Origin of the sequence: Burkholderia diffusa, assembly GCF_902499115.1 — a bacterium.
Lineage (GTDB): Bacteria > Pseudomonadota > Gammaproteobacteria > Burkholderiales > Burkholderiaceae > Burkholderia > Burkholderia diffusa.
On record NZ_CABVPN010000025.1, the window covers coordinates 67,960 to 90,406 of the forward strand.

Below are 22,447 nucleotides of genomic sequence, written 5' to 3' on the forward strand. Positions count from 1 at the left end.
GCCGCGAGGCGCGGTATCATGGCGACTTTCCCCGGGTCCCTTTACCCGCCCGGCATGGCCGCCGTGTCGAACGGCCGCCAGCCGGCATGAGGATCGAATGAACCAACGACATCACGGCGTGCACGCCGGCCGCGCGCGGCGCGCGCTGCTGGCCGCCGCCGCGCTGGGCCTGCTGGCCGGCTGTACCTCTTTTTCCTCGTCGCACGAAAAGCGCGCCGACGCGCAACTGCAGCCGACCGTCGGCTCGCAGGCACGCGGTGCGGTGACGTTCGTCGAACGCCCGGACGGCGTCCAGGTCACGTACAACCTGGCCGGCCTGCCGCCGAACAGCGATCACGCGCTGCAGGTGCATGAGCGCGGCGACTGCAACGCGGGCGACGGCTCGAGCGCCGGCCAGGTGTTCGCGCCGGCAGCCGACCGGCTGCGCGCGGGTGCGCGCGTCGCCGGCGATCTCGGCAACATCCATGCGGATGCGAACGGCGTGGCGGCGGGTTTCATCGTCGCACCCGATCTGGCCCTCGACGGTGTGCGCTCCGCGCTGAATCGCGCGGCGCTGGTGCACCGCGACCCGAGCGACCCGGCGTTTCCGCAGCACGGCGCGGGGCCGGCGCTCGCGTGTGGCGTGATCCGATGACGGACGCCGCATGCGCGGGCCGATGATCGCGTAAAATGTGCGCCTTTCCCGGCCGCGGCCTCGCGGGTCCGGCCCTCACCGACTGTCACGCAGCGTTTCCAGGCGCCCTGTTATGAGCATCAAGTCCGACAAGTGGATTCGGCGCATGGCCGAAGAACACAAGATGATCGAGCCGTTCGTGCCCGATCAGGTTCGCGCGTCCGAGGACGGTCGCAGGATCGTCAGCTACGGCACGTCGAGCTACGGCTACGACATTCGCTGCGCGGACGAATTCAAGATCTTCACGAACATCAATTCGACGATCGTCGATCCGAAGAACTTCGACGAGGGTTCGTTTGTCGATTTCAAGGGCGACGTGTGCATCATCCCGCCGAATTCGTTCGCGCTGGCCCGCACCGTCGAATATTTCCGCATCCCGCGCACCGTGCTCACCGTCTGCCTCGGCAAGTCGACGTACGCGCGCTGCGGGATCATCGTCAACGTGACGCCGTTCGAACCCGAGTGGGAAGGCTACGTCACGCTGGAATTCTCGAATACCACGCCGCTGCCCGCGAAGATCTACGCGAACGAAGGTGTCGCGCAGGTGCTGTTCTTCGAAAGCGACGAAGTGTGCGACGTGTCGTACGCCGATCGCGGCGGCAAGTATCAGGGTCAGCGCGGTGTCACGCTGCCGAAAACCTGATCTGGTTGCATAACGTCTCACCAGTTTCCGGGTGACCGCTGCGCGTGACGCGCCGCGGTCGTTCTTTTTGGAGAATCGCCCATGAAGTTTCGTTTCCCCGTCGTCATCATCGACGAAGATTTCCGCTCCGAGAACATCTCGGGCTCCGGCATCCGGGCGTTGGCCGAAGCGATCGAGAAGGAGGGCGTCGAAGTCCTCGGCCTCACGAGCTACGGCGATCTGACGTCGTTCGCGCAGCAATCGAGCCGCGCGTCGTGCTTCATCCTGTCGATCGACGACGACGAACTCATGCTCGGCGAAACGGGCCCGGACGGCGAGCTGCCCGAGCTCGCGACCGCGATCATCGAGCTGCGCGCGTTCGTCACCGAAGTGCGCCGCCGCAACGCGGACATCCCGATCTTCCTGTACGGCGAAACGCGCACGTCGCGCCACTTGCCGAACGACATCCTGCGCGAACTGCATGGCTTCATCCACATGTTCGAGGACACGCCGGAGTTCGTCGCGCGCCACATCATCCGCGAGGCGAAGGTCTATCTCGACTCGCTCGCGCCGCCGTTCTTCAAGGAGCTGGTGAAGTATGCGGACGAAGGCTCGTACTCGTGGCACTGCCCGGGCCACTCGGGTGGCGTCGCGTTCCTGAAGAACCCGCTCGGCCAGATGTTCCACCAGTTCTTCGGCGAGAACATGCTGCGCGCCGACGTCTGCAACGCGGTCGACGAACTCGGCCAGCTGCTCGATCACACGGGCCCGGTCGCGGCGTCCGAGCGCAACGCGGCGCGCATCTTCAGCGCGGACCACCTGTTCTTCGTGACCAACGGCACGTCGACGTCGAACAAGATCGTCTGGCATGCGACGGTCGCGCCCGGCGACATCGTGCTGGTCGACCGCAACTGCCACAAGTCGATCCTGCACGCGATCACGATGACGGGCGCGATTCCGGTGTTCCTCACGCCGACGCGCAATCACTTCGGCATCATCGGGCCGATCCCGCGCGACGAATTCAAGCCGGAGAACATCCGCAAGAAGATCGAGGCGAACCCGTTCGCGCGCGAGGCGCTGCGCGAGAACCCGGACATGAAGCCGCGGATCCTGACGATCACGCAGAGCACGTACGACGGCGTCGTCTACAACGTCGAGATGATCAAGGACCTGCTCGGCGACCTGCTCGACACGCTGCACTTCGACGAAGCGTGGCTGCCGCACGCGACGTTCCACGACTTCTACCGCGACATGCACGCGATCGGCGACGGCCGTCCGCGCACGGGCGCGCTCGTGTTCGCGACGCACTCGACGCACAAGCTGCTCGCGGGCATCTCGCAGGCGTCGCAGATCGTCGTGCAGGATTCGGAGAACCGCACGTTCGACAAGCACCGCTTCAACGAGGCGTACCTGATGCACACGTCGACGAGCCCGCAGTACGCGATCATCGCGTCGTGCGACGTCGCGGCCGCGATGATGGAACCGCCGGGCGGCACCGCGCTCGTCGAGGAATCGATCGCCGAGGCGATCGACTTCCGCCGCGCGATGCGCAAGGTCGACGCCGAATACGGCGACGACTGGTTCTTCAGCGTGTGGGGGCCGGACAACCTGTCGGCAGAAGGCATCGGCTCGCGCGAGGACTGGATGCTGAAGCCGAACGACCACTGGCACGGCTTCGGCCCGCTGGCGGAAGGCTTCAACATGCTCGACCCGATCAAGGCGACGATCATCACGCCGGGGCTCGATGTCGACGGCGAGTTCGGCGAAACGGGCATTCCGGCCGCGATCGTCACGAAGTATCTGGCCGAGCACGGGATCATCGTCGAGAAGACCGGCCTGTACTCGTTCTTCATCATGTTCACGATCGGCATCACGAAGGGCCGCTGGAACTCGATGGTGACCGAGCTGCAGCAGTTCAAGGACGACTACGACAACAACCAGCCGCTGTGGCGCGTGCTGCCGGAATTCGTCGCGCAGCATCCGCGCTACGAGCGTGTCGGCCTGCGCGACCTGTGCACGCAGATCCACGACGTGTACCGCGCGAACGACATCGCGCGCCTGACGACGGAAATGTACCTGTCGGACATGGAGCCGGCGATGAAGCCGTCGGACGCGTTCGCGAAGCTCGCGCACCGCAAGATCGACCGCGTGCCGCTCGACGAGCTCGAAGGCCGCGTGACGAGCATCCTGCTCACGCCGTACCCGCCGGGCATCCCGTTGCTGATTCCGGGCGAGCGCTTCAACAAGACGATCGTGAACTACCTGCGGTTCGCGCGCGACTTCAACGAGCGCTTCCCGGGCTTCCACACCGACATCCACGGCCTCGTCGCGGAAGAGGTGAACGGCCGCGTCGAGTACTTCGTCGATTGCGTGCGCGACTGATGGCGACGCAGGGACGAATCCGGACGATGCGTGCGGCGTTGGCCGCGCTCGTCGTCTGGGCGGCAGGGGCGGCCGGGCTGGCGGGCGTGGGTGTCGCACACGCGGAAGTCGCGGCGGCCGATCCGATCGACGTCGCGATGCGGCAGTGTCTCGCGCGGCGCGACCGGTCGTCGACGGCCGGCCAGATCCAGTGTATGGGCGAAGCGCAGCAGCAGTGGCAGGCGGTGATGGACGGCGCGTACCAGCGCCTGTCGAAGAATGCGCCGGCCAACGTGAAGCGCGGCTGGCAGGACAGCCAGCGCCGCTGGGTCACGTGGCGCAAGGATGAAGTTCATCTGCTGAAAGCCGTGTACGACACGACGCGCGGCACCGCGTACGCGATGTCGAGCGCCGACATGCAGTTGCAGCCCGTGCGCGATCGCGCATTGGCGCTGCGCGCGGCGGCCGACCGCTATGCGCTGCCGCCTGCCGCCGTGCCGGTGGCGGCCACGAGCGGTGCGCAAGGCGACACCCAGGGCGGTGCGGGCACGGCGCCGGGCACAGCCGCGCCAGCCGGCGGCAAGCCGGCGAACGCGCCGCGCGATTCGGCGATAAGCCGCGTGCGGCCGTGTGTGCAGGATGCCGCGTGCGAGCACGCGCTGTTCGATTTGAACCGCTATTACCAGAAGCTGCGTCGCAAGATGCCCGCGCATTCGGCCGCGACACTCGTGCGCGCGCAGCGCGCGTGGGTCGCGTTCAGCGATGCGACGGCGCCGCTCGTCGGCGAGGACGGACGCGTCGACCTGATCGGCGCGCGCATCGCGACGATGAAGCGGCTGTCGGAGACGGCCGGCAACAACTGACGATCGCCGCGACGCCGGTCATTCGGCGCGGCAACGGAAAACGGGCACCCGAGGGTGCCCGTTTGCATATGGCGTGCCGCGAGCGGCGCCTACCCGGGCTGCTGCGTGTCCAGGCGGCCGAACCACGACGGCACGAACGCGACCGCATCGTCGAGCGACGCGAGCACGTGCAGGCTCAGCGCGACGATCTCGGGCGTCGGTGCCTTCAGGTCGGGCACGGTGACGACCGATGCGCCTGCGCCGGCGGCCGATTGCGCGCCGAAGTCGCTGTCCTCGAACGCGACGCACGCGTGCGCCGGCACGCCGAGGCGTTCGGCCGCGAGCCGGTACACGGCCGGGTCGGGTTTGCCGCGCGCGACTTCGTCGCCGCCCGCGATCGCGTGGAAGAACGGCAGCACGCCGACCGCGTCGAGCCGCGCACGGATCACGTCGCGCGCGGACGACGATGCGACCGCGCACGGAATGCCGGCCTGCGCGAGCGTCTCGAGCAGCGCCAGTGCGCCGGACTTCAGCGGAAATTTCGGATGAGGTTCGGGCGCGGCGAGCCGTTCGCGCACGAGGGTGCGCACGGCGTCGAACGTGTCGGTGTCGCCGATCAGCCGCGCGAGAATGACCTGGCCCTCGGCGAACGAGCGGCCGACGATCTGCAGGTAGTCGATCTCGGTCAGCACGACGCCGTGCGCGGTCGACACGTCGATCCACGTGTTCATGATGGTCCGCTCGGAATCGACGAGCAGGCCGTCCATGTCGAAGAGCGCGGCGGAGAAGGTCATCGGCGGTATCCGGGAAGCGGGAAGGGCGTCGGGCGGCACGACGGCCGCCCGAGTGAAAGACGGACGCCGAAGGCGCCCGTCCGGGCCGGCAGGCTTACTTGTCGAGCGCGGCGCGAGCGGCCTTGACCGCCGCACGCACTTGATCGGGCGCGGTGCCGCCCGGATGGTTGCGGCTCGCGACCGAACCTTCGAGCGTCAGGTAGCCGAACACGTCGTCGCCGATCAGGTGCGCGACGTTCGGCAGTTCCTGCTTCATTTCGTCGAGCGAGAGGTCGGCGAGGTCGATTCCGCGGTCGTCGCAGATCTTCACCGCGTGCGCGACGGCTTCGTGCGCGTCGCGGAACGGCAGCCCGCGCTTCACGAGATAGTCGGCGAGGTCGGTGGCGGTCGAGAAGCCCTGCAGCGCGGCCGCGCGCATCGCGTCCGGCTTCACCGTGATGCCGGCGACCATCTCGGCGAAGATCCGCAGCGTGTCGGCGACCGTGTCGACCGTGTCGAACAGCGGTTCCTTGTCTTCCTGGTTGTCCTTGTTGTACGCGAGCGGCTGGCCCTTCATCAGCGTGAGGAGCGCCATCAGGTGGCCGTTCACGCGGCCCGTCTTGCCGCGTGCGAGCTCGGGCACGTCCGGGTTCTTCTTCTGCGGCATGATCGAGCTGCCGGTGCAGAAGCGGTCGGCGATGTCGATGAAGCCGACGCGCGGGCTCATCCACAGCACGAGTTCTTCGGAGAAGCGCGACACGTGCGTCATCACGAGCGCGGATGCCGCCGTGAATTCGATCGCGAAGTCGCGATCCGACACCGCGTCGAGCGAGTTCGCGCAGATGCCGTCGAAGCCGAGCGTCTTCGCCACGGCATGACGGTCGATCGGGTAGCTGGTGCCGGCGAGCGCGGCCGCGCCGAGCGGCAGGCGGTTCACGCGGGTGCGGCAGTCGCGCATGCGCTCGGCGTCACGCGTGAACATTTCGACGTACGCGAGCAGGTGATGGCCGAACGTGACCGGCTGCGCGACCTGCAGGTGCGTGAAGCCCGGCATGATCGTGTCCGCATTCTTTTCAGCGAGGTCGATCAGCGCGCCGCGCAGGTCGTTCAGGAGGCCGCCGATGCGGTCGATCTCGCCGCGCAGCCACAGACGGATGTCGGTCGCGACCTGATCGTTGCGCGAGCGGCCCGTGTGCAGGCGCTTGCCGGCGTCACCGATCAGCGCGGTCAGGCGCGCCTCGATGTTCAGGTGGACGTCCTCGAGATCCAGCTGCCATTCGAATTCGCCGCGCTCGATCTCGCCCTTGATCTGCGTCATCCCGCGTTCGATCGCGGCGAGGTCGTCGGCGCTGATGATCTTCTGCGCCGCGAGCATGCTCGCGTGCGCGAGCGAGCCGGCGATGTCGACGAGCGCGAGGCGCTTGTCGAAAAACACCGACGACGTGTAGCGCTTGACCAGCTCCGACATCGGTTCCGAGAAGCGGGCCGACCAGGCCTCGCCCTTTTTGTGCAGTTGGGACGTCATGGCGATTCTTCGAAGGGGAGTTGGGCGGCGTGCGCCGCCGAGGGAATCCCGCAATTCTAGCATTCGCGGGGCTGGCGGCCGGCGCGCGCGTCGGCCGCGAACGGGCGCGGATTAACGGGGCCCGCAGGTCAGCGGTCCGATCCGCGGCAGCGTGCCGTCGTCCGGGCGCCGGTACGCGAATTCGACGGCGCAGTCGCGGCCGCCGCCCGAGATTTCGAGGTGATTGTTCTGGACGAGGCCGTCGACGAAGGTCAGGCCGTCGTAGCCGACGATCGTTCGCTGGCCGCTTTCGACGTGGCGAACGTCGAGGCCGGGCGGCATCGGCGTGCCGTCCGGCGCGCGCAGCGTCTGCGCATCGATCACCGCGACGATCAGCTTCTGAGCCGCTTCAATCGCGCACGAGCACGACCAGCTTCAGGTCTTCGCGGTGCGCGGGCTTCAGCGTGATCTGCTGGTACACGAGGCGGCCGTCGGCCGGATGGTCGAACTCGCGCAGGCCGCCTTCGCGCTCGAACACGTCCTGCGACGCCCAATACTGCGCGAATGCATCGCTGCCGGCCATCAGCGCGTCGATCAGCGCGCGGGTCGGCGCATCGGCGAGGTGGCGGATCGAGTCGGCGCGGAATTCGGCCGCGAGCCGGCGCGCGCGGGTTTCCCAGTCGACGATCAACGTGCGCGCGGCCGGCGCCATGAACGTGAAGCGCAGCAGGTTGCGGTCGTGCTCGCCGTCGAGCCAGCCCGTGAACAGCGCGGCGGCCGGCGCGTTCCATGCGAGCGCGTTCCATTGCCGGTCGAGCACATATGCAGGCGTGGCGATCGCGGCGACGGTCGCCGCGAGCGTGGGCGGCAGGTCGCCAGCCGCGACGTCGGGCTCGGCCGGATCGCGCTGCGCGGCCAGTTCGAACAGGTACGCGCGTTCGGCCTTCGACAGTTGCAGCGCAACGGCGATCCGCGCGAGCGCATCGGCCGACGCCGACACCGGGCGGCCCTGCTCGATCCACGTGTACCAGGTCGGGCTGACGCCGCACAGCTGCGCGACTTCCTCGCGCCGCAGCCCCGGCGTGCGGCGGCGCGGGCCGGGCGGCAGGCCGACGGCCTGAGGCGACAGCCGTTCGCGGTGCGCGCGGATGAATTCGCCGAGGGCGCGGGCGGGCGTGGCGTCGAGCGGCGGGGTGGGGGCGGAGGACGGCTGGTTCATGCGGAAACGGCTGAAACGACAAAAAGGGGCGCGCGACGCGCGGCGTAGATCGGGCCGGAAATCAGGCAGGTGTAACAAATACCAGAATAACTGCTTAACTTGTACTGGTACAAGCGCGGCCCTATTGTAGCGATTCGCGCGCTGGCAGGCAGCGGGCGTCCCACCCAACGAAGGAGCGAACGATGAAACACCACGACCAGGTCGCCGACGCATTCGGCACGACGGCCGCCGCCTACCTGACGAGCACGGTCCACGCGACGGGCGCCGATCTGCAGGCGCTGGCAGACGCCGTGCGCGCGACGCCCGCCGCCGCGGTGCTCGATCTCGGTTGCGGTGCGGGCCATGCGAGCTTCGCGGTCGCGCCGCACGTGCGCGACGTGGTCGCCTACGATCTCGCGGCGCCGATGCTCGCGACCGTCGCCGCCGCCGCGCGCGAGCGCGGGCTCGCGAACGTCCGCACGCAGCAGGGGCCGGCTGAACGGCTGCCGTTCGAAGCCGGCACTTTCGACTGGGTAATCAGCCGGATGAGCGCGCACCACTGGCACGACGTGAGCGCTGCGCTTGCGGAGGTGCGTCGCGTGCTGAAGCCGGGCGGCCGCGTGCTGATGATCGATATCGCGGGCAACGATCATCCGCTGCTCGACACGTATCTGCAGGCCGCCGAAGTGCTGCGCGACGCGTCCCACGTGCGCGACTATCGTGCCGACGAATGGCTCGCGATGTTCCGCGGCGCCGGGTTCGACGCGCACGTGCAGAGCCGCTGGCGCCTGCCGATCGATTTCGACACATGGGTCGAGCGCATCCGCACGCCGGCCGACAGCGTCGCGGGCATCCGCGCGCTGTGGGCGCATGCGCCAGACGAGGTGCGCGGCTACTACGCAGTGCAGCCGGACGGGTCGTTCGAGCACGACGCGCTGCTGATCGACGCGCAATGAGCGTATGGGGCGACACGGCGGCCGGCGCCGTCGTGCCGTTCCACGCGAAAAAGCCGCGATACGCGTGGTTGCGTATCGCGGCTTTCGTTTTGCGGCGCGCGTTTCGCAACGCCGGCGCGGCGCGGAGCAGGCCCGCGCCGCGCACGGATCAGCCCGTATTGCGCAGGCCGGCCGCGATCCCGTTGATGGTCAGGTGAATCCCGCGGCGCAGCCGCGCGTTCGTGTCGCCCGCGCGGTGACGCTTGATCAGCTCGACCTGCAGGTGGTTCAGTGGATCGAGATACGGGAAGCGGTTCTTGATCGAGCGCGCGAGCAGCGGGTTGGTCGCGAGGCGGCCAGCGTGCCCGGTGATTTCCGCGAGCGCCTGCGACGTGCGCTCCCATTCCGCGACAATCCGCTCGAACACGTGCTTGCGCAGCTTGCGGTCGGCGACCAGCTGCGCATAGCGCGACGCGACCGCGAGATCGGTCTTCGCAAGCACCATGTCCATGTTCGACAGCAGGTTCGCGAAGAACGGCCACGTCTTGTTCATCTTCTTGAGCAGCGTCAGGCGCTTCGTGCGTTCGGCCGCGTCCGGCGCGCCGTCGAGATAGGCGCTCACCGCGCTGCCGAAGCCGTACCAGCCCGTCAGCAGCAGTCGGCACTGGCCCCACGAGAAGCCCCACGGAATCGCACGCAGGTCTTCGATCCTGCGATTCTTCGGATCCTGCAGCTTGCGCGAGGCCGGGCGGCTGCCGATGTTCAGCTCGGCGATCTCGGTGATCGGCGTCGACGAGAAGAAGTAGTCGGTGAAGCCGGGCGTTTCATAGACGAGCGCGCGATACGACGCCATCGCGGCGTCGGACAGTGTCTGCATCGCGGCTTCGAACGCGGGCAGCTGCGCGGGCGCGTTCGATTGCGGCAGCAGCGACGCCTCGAGCGTCGCGGCGACCACGGTCTCCAGATTGCGCCGGCCGATCTCGGGGTTCGCGAACTTGCTCGCGATCACCTCGCCCTGTTCCGTCAGGCGGATCTGGCCGTTCACGGTGCCCGGCGGCTGCGACAGGATCGCCTGGTAGGTCGGGCCGCCTCCGCGGCCGACCGTGCCGCCGCGGCCGTGGAACAGCCGCAGCGTGATCTTGCGTTCGCGGAACAGGTCGACGAGCGCGAGCTCCGCGCGATACAGCTCCCAGTTCGATGTCAGGAAGCCGCCGTCCTTGTTGCTGTCCGAGTAGCCGAGCATCACTTCCTGCTCGGCACCCTGGTGCGCGATCAGCGCGTCGATGCCCGGCAGTGCGAAGTATTCGCGCATGATGCGCGCAGCGTCGCGCAGGTCCGGGATCGTCTCGAACAGCGGAATCACCATCAGGCCATTGCGCGCGCTGTCGTGAGCGGCGCCGAATGCGCCTTCGAGCAGCCCGGTTTCCTTCTGCAGCAGCAGGACTTCGACGAGGTCGCTGACCGTCTCGGTGTGCGAAATGATGTAGTTGCGTACCGCACGCGGGCCGAACTGCGCACGCACCTCGCGTGCCTTCTCGAACACGCCCAGCTCGCTTTGCGCGAGCGCCGAGTATTCGATGTACGGCGAGCGCAGCGGGCGCGGATCGGCCAGCGCGGCAAGCAGCGCGATCAGCTTGTCGTCCTCGGAGAGCGACGCGTAATCCGCATGTACGCCGGCACGCGCGAACAGCTCGGCGACCACGGCTTCGTGGATGTCGGAGCTCTGGCGCAGGTCGATGCTCGCGAGATGGAATCCGAACACTTCGGCCGCGCGCACGAGCGGTGCGAGGCGCGGCGCGGCGAGCGACGTGCCGTGGTGTTCGTCGAGCGAGGCGGTCAGCACCTTGAGGTCGGCGACGAAGGCTTCGGAATCGGCGTAGGGCACCGCGCGCACCGGCGGCGCGCCGCGGCCGGCGCTGCGCACCGGCACCGTGCCTTCGCCCAGTCGTACGCGCGCGCTTGCGGCGAGCCGTGTGTAGATGCCGATCAGCGCACGGCGATACGGTTCGTCGACACGGTGCGGCGACTGGTCGGGCGACGCGGCCGCGAGCGCTTTCACGGCGTCGTTCGCGCCGACCAGCAGGTTCGACACCGACAGCTCGGCGCCGAGCTTGTGCACCTGTTCCAGATAGTGTTCGAGAATCACCGCGGACTGGCGGTTGATCGCTTCTTCGAGCGTCGGGGCGGTCACGTTCGGGTTGCCGTCGCGGTCGCCGCCGATCCAGCTGCCCATCTGGAAGAATGCGGGCACGCGTGCGGACAGGCCGTGCTCGGCGAGCGCGGCCTCGATGTCGCCATACAGCGCGGGCAGTTCGTCAAGGAACGTCGCGCGGTAGTACGACAGCGCGTTCTCGATCTCGTCGCCGACCGTCAGGCGCGCGTCGCGCAGCATGCGGGTCTGCCACAGCGCGGTCACGCGCGCGCGCAGCATCGATTCGTTGTACGAGCGTTCGCGCGCCGTCAGCGGCTGGTCGCGCTCGGCGAGCAGGCGCGCGATGTCGTGCTGCGCGTCGAGAATGCTCTTGCGCTGCACTTCGGTCGGATGCGCGGTCAGCACCGGCACGATCAGTGCATCGTCGAAGAAGCGCTGCAGCAGGCGCTTCGACGCGTTGCCGGTCGTCTTCAGCTGCTCGAGCGCATACGCGACGGTGCCGGGCTGTGCCGCGGATCCGGCCAGCGCGTGGATGCGGCGGCGGCGGTTGTGATGGCGGTCTTCCGCGATGTTCGCCAGATGCGAGAAATAGCTGAACGCGCGCACGACGCTCACCGTCTGCTCCGGCGTCAGCTTGCGCAGCTTCTTCTCCAGCGTTTGTGCCGCCTCGCTGTCGTCCTCGCGGCGAAACTTCACCGCCGTCTGGCGAATGGTCTCGACGACGTCGAACACGGTGTCGCCTTCCTGTTCGCGCACCACGTCGCCGAGCAGGCGGCCGAGGTAGCGGATGTCCTCGAACAGCGGACCGTCCTTGTCCTCGCGCGTGCGGGCGCCGGGCTTCGCCGCGCCGGCCTTGCGGGCAGCCGGGCCGGCGGCCTTGGTCGCGCGTTTTGTCTGACGTATCGGGTCTTTCGGTTTCGTTGCCGGTTTCGCACGGCCGTTCGCGGCGGTGGCGATGGAGCCCGTCTGGGCGTCGGAGGAGGGCAAGGCAGCATTGCGGCGCGCCGTACGCGCCGATCCGGAAGACTTCACGATGGGTTTCCTTGGGAAAGCTCGAGTCAAAAAGGGACTGCGGGGACTACGGAAACTACGGGAACTGCGGTCAAGCAACCAGCTACGTGCGGCACATCCGCGCATCGGTGTCGCCGCCGGCGCCGAAGCGCGGCGGGCGCAGGCGCCGGGCCCGGGCGGGCCGGGGCGTGCGTGCTACCATTGTTCGATCTTCAATCCCGTCCTTCGATTGTTCCTGCAATGAATTCCGAGATCTCTTCGGCACAATCCCCCGTGACGCTGACGATTGCCTCGCGCGAGAGCCGCCTGGCGATGTGGCAAGCCGAACATGTGCGTGATGCGCTGCGCAAATTATATCCAGCTTGTGACGTGAAAATCCTCGGGATGACGACCCGTGGCGATCAGATTCTCGATCGTACGCTGTCGAAGGTCGGCGGCAAGGGCCTGTTCGTGAAGGAGCTGGAGAATGCGCTCGCCGACGGTCGCGCCGACCTGGCCGTGCATTCGCTGAAGGATGTGCCGATGGCGCTTCCCGACGGCTTCGCGCTCGCCGCGATCATGGAGCGCGAGGATCCGCGCGACGCGTTCGTATCGAACGACTACGCGTCGCTCGACGCGCTGCCTGCCGGCGCGGTCGTCGGCACGTCGAGCCTGCGCCGAGAGGCGATGCTGCGTGCGCGTTATCCGCACCTGAACGTGCTGCCGCTACGCGGCAACCTCGACACGCGCCTGTCGAAGCTCGATCGCGGCGACTATGCGGCGATCATTCTCGCGGCCGCGGGCCTGAAGCGCCTTGGCCTCGAAGCGCGAATCCGCGCGCTTATCGGCGTCGAGGACAGCCCGCCGGCCGCCGGCCAGGGCGCGCTCGGCATCGAAATTGCCGCGCGTCGCACGGACGTGGCCGGATGGCTCGCGCCGCTGCACGACCCGCGGACCGCGCTCGCGGTCGAGGCCGAGCGGATGGTGTCGCGCGCGCTCGGCGGCAGCTGCGAGGTGCCGCTCGCCGCCCACGCGGTGTGGCGAGCGGGCGAGTTGTACCTGACGGGCCGCGTGTCGACGACCGACGGACAGCGCGTGCTGACCGCCGAGGAGTGCGGTGCCGTCATGACCGTCGCCGATGCGGTCGCGCTCGGCCGCGCGGTGTCCGACGAGCTCGAGGCGCAAGGCGCGCGCGACATCGTCAACGCACTGCTCGCCGGCTCGCAGGCCGGCAAGGGCGACGCCTGATGGCGGGCGGCGCGCGCGGGTTCACCGCCGTCCTGACGCGCCCGGACGGCCAGTCGGCCGCGCTTGCGGCCCAACTGGCCGAGGCCGGTTGCGACGTGCTCGAATTCCCGCTGATCGACATCGCGCCGGTCGACGATTCAGCGCCGCTCGACGCCGCGTTCGCGGCGCTTGGGCGTTACGCGCTCGTGATCTTCGTGTCGCCGAACGCGATCGACCGCGCGCTCGCGCAGTACGGGGCGATCTGGCCGAATGCGCTGCCGGTCGGTGTCGTCGGCCCCGGCAGCGTCGCGGCGCTCGCGCGCCACGGCATCGCGGCGCCCGCGCATCGCGTGATCGCGCCGCAGGCGCTCGCCGATGACGGCGTCCCGCATTACGATTCGGAACACCTGTTCGCGAGCATCGAGACCGCGTTCGGCGGCGAGCATGCGCTCGCCGGCCAGCGCGTGCTGATCGTGCGCGGCGACGGCGGTCGCGAGTGGCTCGCCGAGCGGCTGCGCGAAGCCGGCGCGGAGGTCACGCTGGTCGCCGCGTACCGGCGCGTGGTGCCCGAGCCGCGCATCGGCGCGTGGGAGCGCGTGCATGCGCTGCTCGCCGGCGCGCCGCACGCGTGGCTCGTCACGAGCTCGGAGGGCGTGCGCAACCTGCACGAACTCGCGCGCACGCATCTGAATGACGCCGAGATCGAGGCGCTGAAGCATGCGCCGCTCGTGACGCCGCACCCGCGCATCGAGCAGACCGCGCGCGCACTGGGTTTTGATAGGATTACGCTGACCGGCGCGGGCGATGAGCGCATCGTCCGCGCGTTTCGAACGATGGCCGACGAGGCCGTCCAACCGGCGACAGCCGCACCGGTGACTAAACGCATGACAGATACCAACGATTCCAAAGGCGTCGCTTCCCAGCCGGCCGCTGCATCCGCACCGCCGTCCAGTCCTCCTTATCTCGCGTCCGAACCGCATGCGCGCCGCGGTGGCAGCGCGGCGCTGTGGTTCGTCGTCGTCGTGCTCGGCTGCGCGGCGGGGGTGGGCGGCTATGCGCTGAACCGCAAGGTCGACCGGCTCGACGATTCGTTCGTCGCGCGCCAGAAGGCGCTCGATGCGCAGACGGCCGAGACCCGTACGAAGACGGAGCAGGCGCTCGCGAGCACGCATCAGGTCGACACGCAGCTCGCGCAGCTCGACGGCAAGCTCGCCGACGCGCAGAGCGCGCAGCAGGCGCTGCAGCAGCAATACCAGGACCTGTCGCGCAACCGAGATGCCTGGATGCTCGAGGAAGTCGACCAGATGCTGTCGAGCGCGAGCCAGCAACTGCAGCTGACGGGGAATACGCAACTCGCGCTGATCGCGCTGCAGAATGCCGATGCGCGCCTCGCGACGTCGCAGAGCGCGCAGGCCGTCACGGTGCGCAAGGCGCTCGCGCAGGACATCGAGAAGCTGAAAGCCGCACCGTCGGCCGACCTCACGGGCCTCGCGATCAAGCTCGACGACGCGATCGCGAAGATCGACGCGCTGCCGCTGTCGGGCGAGGCGATCGTCCCGCACGCGGCGCCGAAGGCCGTGCCGGCCGACGCCGCGTCGTCGGCTGCGGCCGTGGCCGGCGAGCCGCGCTGGAAGGTGTGGTGGCATGACTTCTCGGCGGGGCTCGGCCAGCAGCTGAAGGGCCTCGTGCAGGTGCGCCGGATCGACAACGCCGACGCGATGCTCGCATCGCCCGACCAGGGCTACTTCGTGCGCGAGAACGTGAAGCTGCGCCTGCTCACCGCGCGGCTGTCGCTGCTCGCGCGCAATGACGGCGCGATGAAGGCCGACCTGCATGCGGCGCAGGCCGCGCTCGGCAAGTATTTCGACCAGGCATCGAGGGACACGCAAACCGTCGAGGATCTGCTCAAGCAGGTCGACGGCGCATCGCTGACGGTTGCCGTGCCGAACCTGAACACGAGCCTGAACGCCGTTCAGCAGTTCAAGAGTCGGGGGTAACGATGACGCTTCGAGGAATCGTCTGGCTCGCGATCCTGTTCGCGATCGCCGCGGCACTCGCCACCGTCGGCCGTTTCGACGCGGGGCAGGTGCTGCTCGTCTATCCGCCGTACCGGGTCGACGTGTCGCTGAACCTGTTCGTGATCTCCATCGTCGTGTTGTTCATCGTCGTGTACGCGCTGCTGCGCATCGTGCGCAACATCTGGCGCATGCCGCAGCGGGTCGCCGCATATCGTGCGCGTTCGCGCAACGAGAAGGCTCAGGCGTCGCTGCGCGATGCGATCGCGAACCTGTACGCAGGCCGCTTCTCGCGCGCCGAGAAGGCCGCGCGCGACGCGCTCGCGGTCGATGCGAACCAGGGCGCCGCAAGTCTCGTCGCGGCGACCGCCGCGCACCGGATGCACGAGTACACGCGCCGCGACGACTGGCTGTCGAAGGTCGACGCGCCGGAATGGCAGGATGCACGGCTGCTCGCCGCGGCTGACATGCGCGCGGATGCGCGCGATGCCGACGGCGCGCTCGCCGCGCTGGCCGACCTGCAGGCGGGCGGCAAGCGCATCCATGCGCAGCAGGTCGCCCTGCGCGCGCAGCAGCAGTTGAAGAACTGGGCCGAGGTGCTGAAGCTCGCGAAGGCGCTCGAGAAGCGCGAGGCGCTGCATCCGGCTGCGGCCGTGCGGCTGCGCCAGCAGGCGGCGGAGAATCTGCTGCGCGAACGCCGGCATGACCCGGACGCGCTGCTCGAGGTGTGGCAGTCGCTGTCGCCGCTCGAGCGCCAGTCGCCGCGCCTGGCCGATCTCGCGGCCGACCTGCTGGTGACGCTCGAGCGCCGCACCGAAGCGCGCCGCATCGTCGAGGACGCGCTCGCGCACAACTGGGATGCGCGCCTGCTGCGCCGCTATCCGGATACGGCCGGTGGCGATGCGTTGCCGCTGATCCAGAAGGCCGAAGGGTGGAAGAAGGATCACCCGGACGATGCCGACCTGCTGTTCGCGCTCGGCCGTCTCTGCCAGCAGCAGCAGCTGTGGGGCAAGGCGCAGTCGTTCCTCGAAGCCGCGTTGAAGCAGGCCGACAACGAGGCGCTGAAGGTGCGTGCGCACCGCGCGCTCGCACGCCTGTTCGAGCATCTTGGCGAAACCGACAAGGCGGCGAAGCACTACCGCGAAAGCGCGCTCGCGATCACCGTGGTCTGACGCGGCGGCGCTTGCCCGCCGCGCGTAAAAAAGCCCCGAACGCCAAGCGGCCTTCGGGGCTTTTTCATGCATTGCCCTGCGGCAGGCACGTCGTCACGTGCCGCGTCACTTGTCGACGAGCCGCTTCGGCACCGACAGCGCGAGCAGCCCGCCGAGCACGAGGAACCCGGCGAGCATGTACATGCCCGCGTCGTTGGCGCCCGTCGCCTGCTTGAGCCAGCCCATCAAGTACGGGCTCAGGAAGCCCGCGAGGTTGCCGATCGAGTTGATCATCGCGATGCCCGCTGCGGCTGCCGCACCGCCGAGGAACGCGGTCGGCAGGCTCCAGAACAGCGGCAGCGTCGTCAGGATGCCCATCGTCGCGAGCGTGAGGCCGAGCATCGCGAGCGCCGTCTGGTGCGCCCATATCACCGACAGCACGAGCCCGAGCGCGCCGAACGCGGCCGGAATCGCAAGGTGCCAGCGTCGTTCGCGCCGCTTGTCCGCGCTGCGCGCGATCAGAATCATCGCGACCACCGCCGCCGCATACGGAACCGCCGACAGCAGGCCGATCATGAAGGTGTCGGTCACGCCGGTCGCCTTGATGATCGTCGGCAGCCAGAAGCCGACGCCGTACAGTCCCATCACGAACGAGAAGTAGATGAGCGCCATCAGCCATACGCGCGGGCTCGCCATTACCGCGCCGAGCGGCAGGTCTTCCTTGGTCGCTTCCTCCGCGTCGACGTTGCGCGCGAGCAGCGCCTTTTCGTCGTCGGTGAGCCATTTGGCCTTCGCGATCCGGTCGTCGAGCGCGAAGAATACGAGCACGCCGGCCAGCACCGACGGGATCCCTTCGAGCAGGAACAGCCATTGCCAGCCGTGCCAGCCGCTCACGCCGTTGAACGCCTTCAGGACGAAGCCGGAGAGCGGCCCGCCGATCACACCGGACAAGGCGACTGCCGTCATGAAGAACGTCGTCATCCGGCCGCGCCGGTGCGCGGGATACCAGTAGGTGAGGTACAGGATCACGCCGGGGAAGAAGCCGGCTTCGGCGACGCCGAGCAGGAAGCGCATCACGTAGAACATCGCGGGCGTCGTGACGAACATCGTCAGGATCGAGATCACGCCCCACGTCGCCATGATGCGCGCGATCCAGACGCGCGCGCCGACCTTGTGCAGGATGATGTTGCTCGGCACTTCGAACAAGAAGTAGCCGAAGAAGAAGATCCCGGCGCCGAGCCCGTAGACCGTGTCGCTGAGATTCAGGTCGCTCGCCATCTGCAGCTTCGCGAAGCCGACGTTCACGCGGTCGAGATACGCGACCACGTAGCACAGCAGCAGGAGCGGCGTGAGCCGCCAGGACACCTTGCGGTAGGTTGCTTCCTCGAATGCGCCGGACGAGCCCGGCAGCGACTGCGTCGATGTTGCCATGTTGTCTCCAGTTCTTGTCGTTGTCCGGAGCCGGCGCGTCGGCGCCCGATCCGGTCGTGCGAAGCAATGATGATGCTTGGATGCGGCGCCGGCCGGCGATGCCGGTGCGCGCAATTACGGCGGTGCGGCTAGATGCAGCGCCCGCCGTCGACTTCGAGGCAGACGCCGGTGATGAACTCGGCTTCGTCGGACGCGAGGTACAGCGCCGCGTTCGCGATGTCCTGCGGCGTCGAGAAGCGGCCGAGCGGAATCGTCGCCAGGAACCGGCGGCGATTCTCCGGTGTGTCCTCGCAGCCCATGAACTCGGTCATCAGGCCGGTCTCGCCGAGCACCGGGTTGACGCAGTTCACGCGGATACGGTCGGCGCCGAGCTCGGCCGCGAGCGACTTGCTCGCGGTGATCATCGCGCCCTTCGTGCTGTTGTACCAGACGAGGCCCGGGCGCGGCCGCACGCCGGCCGTCGAGGCGACGTTCACGAACACGCCGCCGCCCTGGGTGCGGAAATACGGCACGAACGTCTGCACGCTCCAGAACAGGCTCTTCATGTTGACGGCATACACGCGGTCGAACTCGGCTTCCGTCACGTCGAGGACCGGCTTGTTGCGGTGCGTGGTGCCGGCGTTGTTCACGACGATCTGCACCGAATGGAAATCGTCGAGCGCGGCCTGGAGCAGTGCGCGCCAGTCGGTGTCCTTCGACACGTCGCCCGCGACCGCGATCGCCTTGCCGCCCGCCAGCGCGATCTCGCTCGCGACGCGCTCGGCCGCCGCGCCGTTCAGGTCGTTGACGACGACGTTCGCGCCTTCCCGTGCATAGGTCTTCGCGATTCCCTCGCCGAAGCCTGAACCGCCGCCCGTGACGATGGCCGTCTTGCCGCTCAGCCGCATGATGTGTCTCCTGTGTTGGAATCGTGCGTGGTATTTCGGTGCGCGGCCGGTCGTGGCCGGCCGCGTTTGTCTGGTTCAGCCGTGCCGGATCGCGATCGTCTTCAGCGCGGTGAAGCCGTATAGCGCCTCGAAGCCTTTCTCGCGACCATGCCCCGAGTGGCCGACGCCGCCGAACGGCAGCTCGACGCCGCCGCCCGCTCCGTAGTTGTTGACGAAGACCTGCCCCGCGCGCAGGCGGCGCGCGAGACGCAGCTGGCGTGCGCCGTCGCGGGTCCAGATGCCCGCGACGAGGCCGTACGGCGTGCCGTTCGCGAGCGCAATCGCTTCGTCTTCGTCGACGAAACGCATTGCGGCGAGCACCGGGCCGAACACTTCCTCCTGCGCGAGGCGGTGCGATGGCGGCACGTCGCGCAGCAGCGCGGGGGGCTGGTAGAAGCCGCTTTCGGGTGCCTCGGCGACGACCTGGCCGTGCGCGGCCATCGGAATGCCGTCGTGCTGCGCGTCGGAGAGGAAATCCCATACGCGCTGTTGCTGCTTCGCGTTGATCAGCGGGCCGCAGTCGAGATCCGCGCGGCTCGGGCCGACCCGCAGCCCGTTGAAGGCGGTGGCGAGCCGTTCGACGAGCGGCTCGTAGACCGCGCGCTCGATCAGCACGCGGCTGCCGGCCGAGCAGGTCTGCCCGCCGTTCTGCACGATCGCCGACACGAGCACGGGCAGCGCCGCGTCGAGATCGGCGTCGGCGAACACGATCTGCGGCGACTTGCCGCCGAGCTCGAGCGTGACGGGGACATGGTTCTCCGCGGCCATCTGCGTGACCAGCTTGCCGGTCGCGGGCGAGCCGGTGAACGAGATGTGGTCGATGCCGGGATGGCGCGCAAGCGCGGCGCCCGCTTCATGGCCGTAGCCGGTGACGACGTTCAGCGCACCGGAGGGCAGCCCGGCTTCGGCGGCCAGCTCGGCCACGCGCAGCACGGACAGGCACGCATCCTCGGCCGGCTTCACGACGCATGCGTTGCCGGCCGCGAGCGCCGCGCCGACGCTGCGCCCGAAGATCTGCATCGGGTAGTTCCACGGCACGATGTGGCCGGTGACGCCGTGCGGCTCGCGCACCGTCAGCACCGTGTATCCGGCCTGATAGGGGAGGGTCTCGCCGTGCAGCTTGTCGGCGGCGCCCGCGTAGAACTCGAAGTAGCGTGCGAGCGCGGCTGCGTCGGCACGCGCCTGCTTCAACGGCTTGCCGGTGTCGCGCGCCTCGATCGCGGCGAGTTCCTCGAGGTGGTCGGCGACGCGCGCGGACAGCCGCATCAGCACGCGGCCGCGCTCGGCGGCGCTCGCCGCGCCCCACGGGCCCGAGAACGCGTCGCGGGCCGCGGCGACCGCGCGCTCGATGTCGGGCGCGGTGCCGCGCGCGATCGTCGCGAATGGCTGGCCGTCGGACGGGTCGACGACCGGAATCGTCTCCAGTTGCGCGGGCAACGTCCATTCGCCTGCGATGAAGTGCTTCGCCTCTTCCATGCCTGCTCCTGTCGACCCGAGTTAGCGCTTTAGCGCTTACTCGGGTCCCATGCTTCGCGGTCGACCCGAGTTAGCGCTTTAGCGCTTACTCGGGTCCCATGCTTCGCGGTCGATCCGAGTTAGCGCTTCAGTACTTACTCGGGTCCCATGCTTCGCGGTCGATCGGACTTGGCGTTTCAGCGCTTGGTCCGGTCCCATGCAAATCTGTCGGTGCTTCAGCGGTTACCCGGATCCCATGCAACGTCGCCCGTGGTTCGGCGGCCGGACATCCGGAACGATTATCGCGCCGATCGTCATCCGGACGCCACCGGTCGATTGGCTATAATGGCGCATTCCCTGCGGGGACGCCCGCGGCGGTGCATCGGCCGCGGCGCCCTGTCCTGAATTCCCATCGACCAACAGAGAGCGCTATGAGCTTCAATCATGTTCCGGCCGGCAAGGACCTGCCGCACGATTTCAACGTGATCATCGAGATCCCCGCGCAAAGCGATCCGGTGAAGTACGAGGCGGACAAGGAGCTGGGTCTCCTCGTCGTCGACCGCTTCATCGGCACGGGCATGCGCTACCCGGTGAACTACGGCTACATCCCGCAGACGCTGTCGGGCGACGGCGATCCGGTCGACGTGCTGGTGATCACGCCGTTCCCGCTGCTGGCCGGCTCGATCGTGCGTTCGCGCGTGCTCGGCATGCTGCAGATGACCGACGAGTCGGGCGTCGACGCGAAGCTCGTCGCCGTGCCGCACGACAAGGTCTGCCCGATGACGGCGAACCTGAAGTCGATCGACGACGTGCCCGAGTACCTGAAGGACCAGATCAAGCACTTCTTCGAGCAATACAAGGCGCTCGAGAAGGGCAAGTGGGTGAAGGTCGAAGGCTGGGCCGGCATCGACGCCGCGCACAAGGAAATCGCCGACGGCGCCGCGAACTACAAGAAGTAAGCCGGCAGGCCGGCCTCGCGGCCGGTTCGTTCGGAACGCAAACCGCGCGTGTCTCCTCAGGAGGCCGCGCGGTTTTGTTTTGCGCGCGGGATGGCGCGTGCGAGGGTTTTCTTGCGGGCCGCAGCGGGCTGGGCGCCCGCACTTGCCGCAGTCTTCGCACGTTTCGCTTCCGTTGCGCGGCGTGCGGGGGCAACGGGGGGCGCGACGGCCTCGATGATTTCGGCGGCGCCCCTCCTTGCCGGCGAACGCACGCGCGCCGTGGCGGAAGCAGGGGCGGCGCGTCCGTCCGCGGCGGGCTTGCCGCCGGTTGCCGCCGCTTTCCGTTTCGGCGATGCGTTCGTGACCGGCTTGCCCCGTTTTGCCGGCGTGCCGCGTGAGGCGGTCTTTTTCCCTTCCGTGTCGCCGGCGGTCCTGGCACGTTTCAAGGCGACCGGCGAGGCTTTTGCCGACGTTGGTGCCGTTGCGGCTCGTGCGTGCTTCGGGGTTTTCGCGGCCCCGGGCTTTTTTCCGGCAGTTTCGCTCTTCGCGGCTTTATCGCGAGCCTCTCTGGTCTCGGCCGGCTCGTTCGCAATGTCGGCGCGCTTCGCCTTCACCTTCACCTTCTTCCTTCCGCGTGTGCCGTCCTGCGGCTCGGCGGCGTCGACGTTTCCGTCGAGCGACATCCCGGCCGGCAACACCGATTCGAGCGTCCTGATCCCGGCCGCCAGCTCGCGTTTCTGCGCGGCCGTGAGCCGCTTCACCCAGTACTCGGCGCGCGATGCAATCGAACGGTCGGGTAGCGGGAACGATGCGAGCACGGCGCGCGGCTTGCGCGAGCGCGTATAGCGCGCGCCCTTGCCGGACGCATGCTCGTCGAAGCGCGCGGCGACGTCGGTCGTGATACCCGTGTAGACGCTGTCATCGGCGCACTCGATCAGATACAGAAACCAGGACATGGGAAGGCGGCGGGATGCGAAGCCGTCAGTGTCTCAGAAATGGCGTACGTCAACGCCACCGATCGCCGTGACCGTCGCGCAAGCGGCTCGTCGGCTGGATGAAGATTGCGCTGCAGCCGGGCGAGGCGCGCACCGTCAGCATCGCGGTGCCGGCGCAGCGCTTCGCGGTCCGGGATGCGAATGCGCACGCGTGGCGGATCGGTGCAGGCTTACGGGCTGTCGGCGGCCGCGTCGTCGCGCGACCCGCGGGCGGTGTCGCAGACGGTGACGCACGTCGCGCACTGAAGAGGACGGGCAG

General features: G+C 68.5%; 17 protein-coding genes and 2 pseudogenes. 10 read left to right on the top strand and 9 right to left on the bottom strand.

What is annotated here, in order from left to right; all coding sequences use genetic code 11:
- Positions 1–97 precede the first annotated feature (97 nt).
- The 4 genes from sodC to BTE28158_RS23980 all read left to right on the top strand — a co-directional run bounded on the left by sodC (position 98) and on the right by BTE28158_RS23980 (position 4,519).
- Complete coding sequence (gene sodC / locus BTE28158_RS23965; RefSeq protein WP_124621629.1) at positions 98–634, top strand: superoxide dismutase [Cu-Zn]; 537 nt, start codon at positions 98–100, stop codon at positions 632–634.
- A 112-nt stretch (positions 635–746) separates the two neighbouring features.
- Positions 747–1,316: a dCTP deaminase gene (gene dcd, locus BTE28158_RS23970; protein ID WP_006398615.1), complete on the top strand. Its 570-nt coding sequence runs from the start codon at positions 747–749 to the stop codon at positions 1,314–1,316.
- Between the two features lie 81 nt (positions 1,317–1,397).
- A complete protein-coding gene (locus BTE28158_RS23975) occupies positions 1,398–3,677 on the top strand; it encodes an arginine/lysine/ornithine decarboxylase (protein WP_059603751.1) in 2,280 nt (759 codons plus the stop codon).
- Positions 3,677–4,519 carry a lysozyme inhibitor LprI family protein gene (locus BTE28158_RS23980; protein WP_059603749.1) on the top strand — a complete coding sequence of 281 codons (843 nt, stop codon included), beginning with the start codon at positions 3,677–3,679 and terminating at the stop codon, positions 4,517–4,519. Before BTE28158_RS23975 ends, BTE28158_RS23980 begins: the two co-directional genes overlap by 1 nt.
- Positions 4,520–4,608: 89 nt before the next feature.
- Here the strand turns inward: BTE28158_RS23980 and BTE28158_RS23985 are convergent, their stop codons facing one another.
- From BTE28158_RS23985 to BTE28158_RS24000, 4 genes and pseudogenes are all read right to left on the bottom strand, one after another.
- Positions 4,609–5,292 carry an HAD family hydrolase gene (locus BTE28158_RS23985; RefSeq protein ID WP_151050149.1) on the bottom strand — a complete coding sequence of 228 codons (684 nt, stop codon included), beginning with the start codon at positions 5,290–5,292 and terminating at the stop codon, positions 4,609–4,611.
- 94 nt (positions 5,293–5,386) lie between these two features.
- Positions 5,387–6,796, bottom strand: a complete 1,410-nt coding sequence (argH, locus tag BTE28158_RS23990; protein ID WP_124621635.1) for an argininosuccinate lyase — start codon at positions 6,794–6,796, stop codon at positions 5,387–5,389.
- Positions 6,797–6,907: 111 nt separating this feature from the next.
- Positions 6,908–7,141 (bottom strand): annotated as a pseudogene (locus tag BTE28158_RS23995) (FimD/PapC C-terminal domain-containing protein); the annotation flags it as partial.
- 43 nt (positions 7,142–7,184) lie between these two features.
- The gene (locus tag BTE28158_RS24000; RefSeq protein ID WP_011657642.1) at positions 7,185–7,994 is read right to left on the bottom strand and encodes a helix-turn-helix transcriptional regulator; all 810 of its coding nucleotides are present in this window, start codon (positions 7,992–7,994) and stop codon (positions 7,185–7,187) included.
- A gap of 182 nt (positions 7,995–8,176) precedes the next feature.
- On the opposite strand from BTE28158_RS24000, the gene BTE28158_RS24005 reads away from it, so the two are divergent.
- On the top strand, positions 8,177–8,929 hold the full coding sequence (locus tag BTE28158_RS24005; protein ID WP_151050151.1) for a class I SAM-dependent methyltransferase: 753 nt from the start codon (positions 8,177–8,179) through the stop codon (positions 8,927–8,929).
- Between the two features lie 148 nt (positions 8,930–9,077).
- Here BTE28158_RS24005 and ppc read toward each other — a convergent pair whose 3' ends face one another.
- Positions 9,078–12,092, bottom strand: coding sequence for a phosphoenolpyruvate carboxylase (ppc, locus tag BTE28158_RS24010; protein ID WP_124621641.1), 3,015 nt, complete (start codon positions 12,090–12,092; stop codon positions 9,078–9,080).
- 219 nt (positions 12,093–12,311) lie between these two features.
- Between ppc and hemC the strand changes: the two genes are divergently transcribed.
- The 3 genes from hemC to BTE28158_RS24025 are packed head-to-tail and all read left to right on the top strand — an operon-like array spanning position 12,312 to position 16,464.
- Positions 12,312–13,298, top strand: a complete 987-nt coding sequence (hemC, locus tag BTE28158_RS24015) for a hydroxymethylbilane synthase (protein WP_059680466.1) — start codon at positions 12,312–12,314, stop codon at positions 13,296–13,298.
- Positions 13,298–15,274: a fused uroporphyrinogen-III synthase HemD/membrane protein HemX gene (gene hemDX / locus BTE28158_RS24020; RefSeq protein WP_174920134.1), complete on the top strand. Its 1,977-nt coding sequence runs from the start codon at positions 13,298–13,300 to the stop codon at positions 15,272–15,274. The genes hemC and hemDX overlap by 1 nt, the downstream gene beginning before the upstream one ends.
- Positions 15,275–15,276: 2 nt before the next feature.
- The gene (locus BTE28158_RS24025) at positions 15,277–16,464 is read left to right on the top strand and encodes a heme biosynthesis protein HemY (RefSeq protein WP_124901057.1); all 1,188 of its coding nucleotides are present in this window, start codon (positions 15,277–15,279) and stop codon (positions 16,462–16,464) included.
- Between the two features lie 105 nt (positions 16,465–16,569).
- On the opposite strand, the gene BTE28158_RS24030 is transcribed toward BTE28158_RS24025, so the two are convergent.
- The 3 genes from BTE28158_RS24030 to BTE28158_RS24040 all read right to left on the bottom strand — a co-directional run bounded on the left by BTE28158_RS24030 (position 16,570) and on the right by BTE28158_RS24040 (position 20,276).
- On the bottom strand, positions 16,570–17,874 hold the full coding sequence (locus tag BTE28158_RS24030) for an MFS transporter (RefSeq protein ID WP_151052220.1): 1,305 nt from the start codon (positions 17,872–17,874) through the stop codon (positions 16,570–16,572).
- Between the two features lie 128 nt (positions 17,875–18,002).
- Positions 18,003–18,761, bottom strand: a complete 759-nt coding sequence (locus tag BTE28158_RS24035) for an SDR family oxidoreductase (protein ID WP_151052218.1) — start codon at positions 18,759–18,761, stop codon at positions 18,003–18,005.
- 75 nt (positions 18,762–18,836) lie between these two features.
- Positions 18,837–20,276, bottom strand: coding sequence for an aldehyde dehydrogenase family protein (locus tag BTE28158_RS24040; protein ID WP_174920136.1), 1,440 nt, complete (start codon positions 20,274–20,276; stop codon positions 18,837–18,839).
- Positions 20,277–20,686: 410 nt separating this feature from the next.
- Here BTE28158_RS24040 and ppa point away from each other — a divergent pair, with 410 nt between their 5' ends.
- Positions 20,687–21,214, top strand: a complete 528-nt coding sequence (ppa, locus tag BTE28158_RS24045; RefSeq protein ID WP_011885693.1) for an inorganic diphosphatase — start codon at positions 20,687–20,689, stop codon at positions 21,212–21,214.
- Positions 21,215–21,270: 56 nt separating this feature from the next.
- Here the strand turns inward: ppa and BTE28158_RS24050 are convergent, their stop codons facing one another.
- Complete coding sequence (locus BTE28158_RS24050) at positions 21,271–22,149, bottom strand: GIY-YIG nuclease family protein (protein ID WP_151051063.1); 879 nt, start codon at positions 22,147–22,149, stop codon at positions 21,271–21,273.
- A gap of 80 nt (positions 22,150–22,229) precedes the next feature.
- Between BTE28158_RS24050 and BTE28158_RS32985 the strand changes: the two are divergent.
- Positions 22,230–22,434: pseudogene (locus tag BTE28158_RS32985) on the top strand (fibronectin type III-like domain-contianing protein); the annotation flags it as partial.
- Between the last annotated feature and the right edge of the window lie 13 nt (positions 22,435–22,447).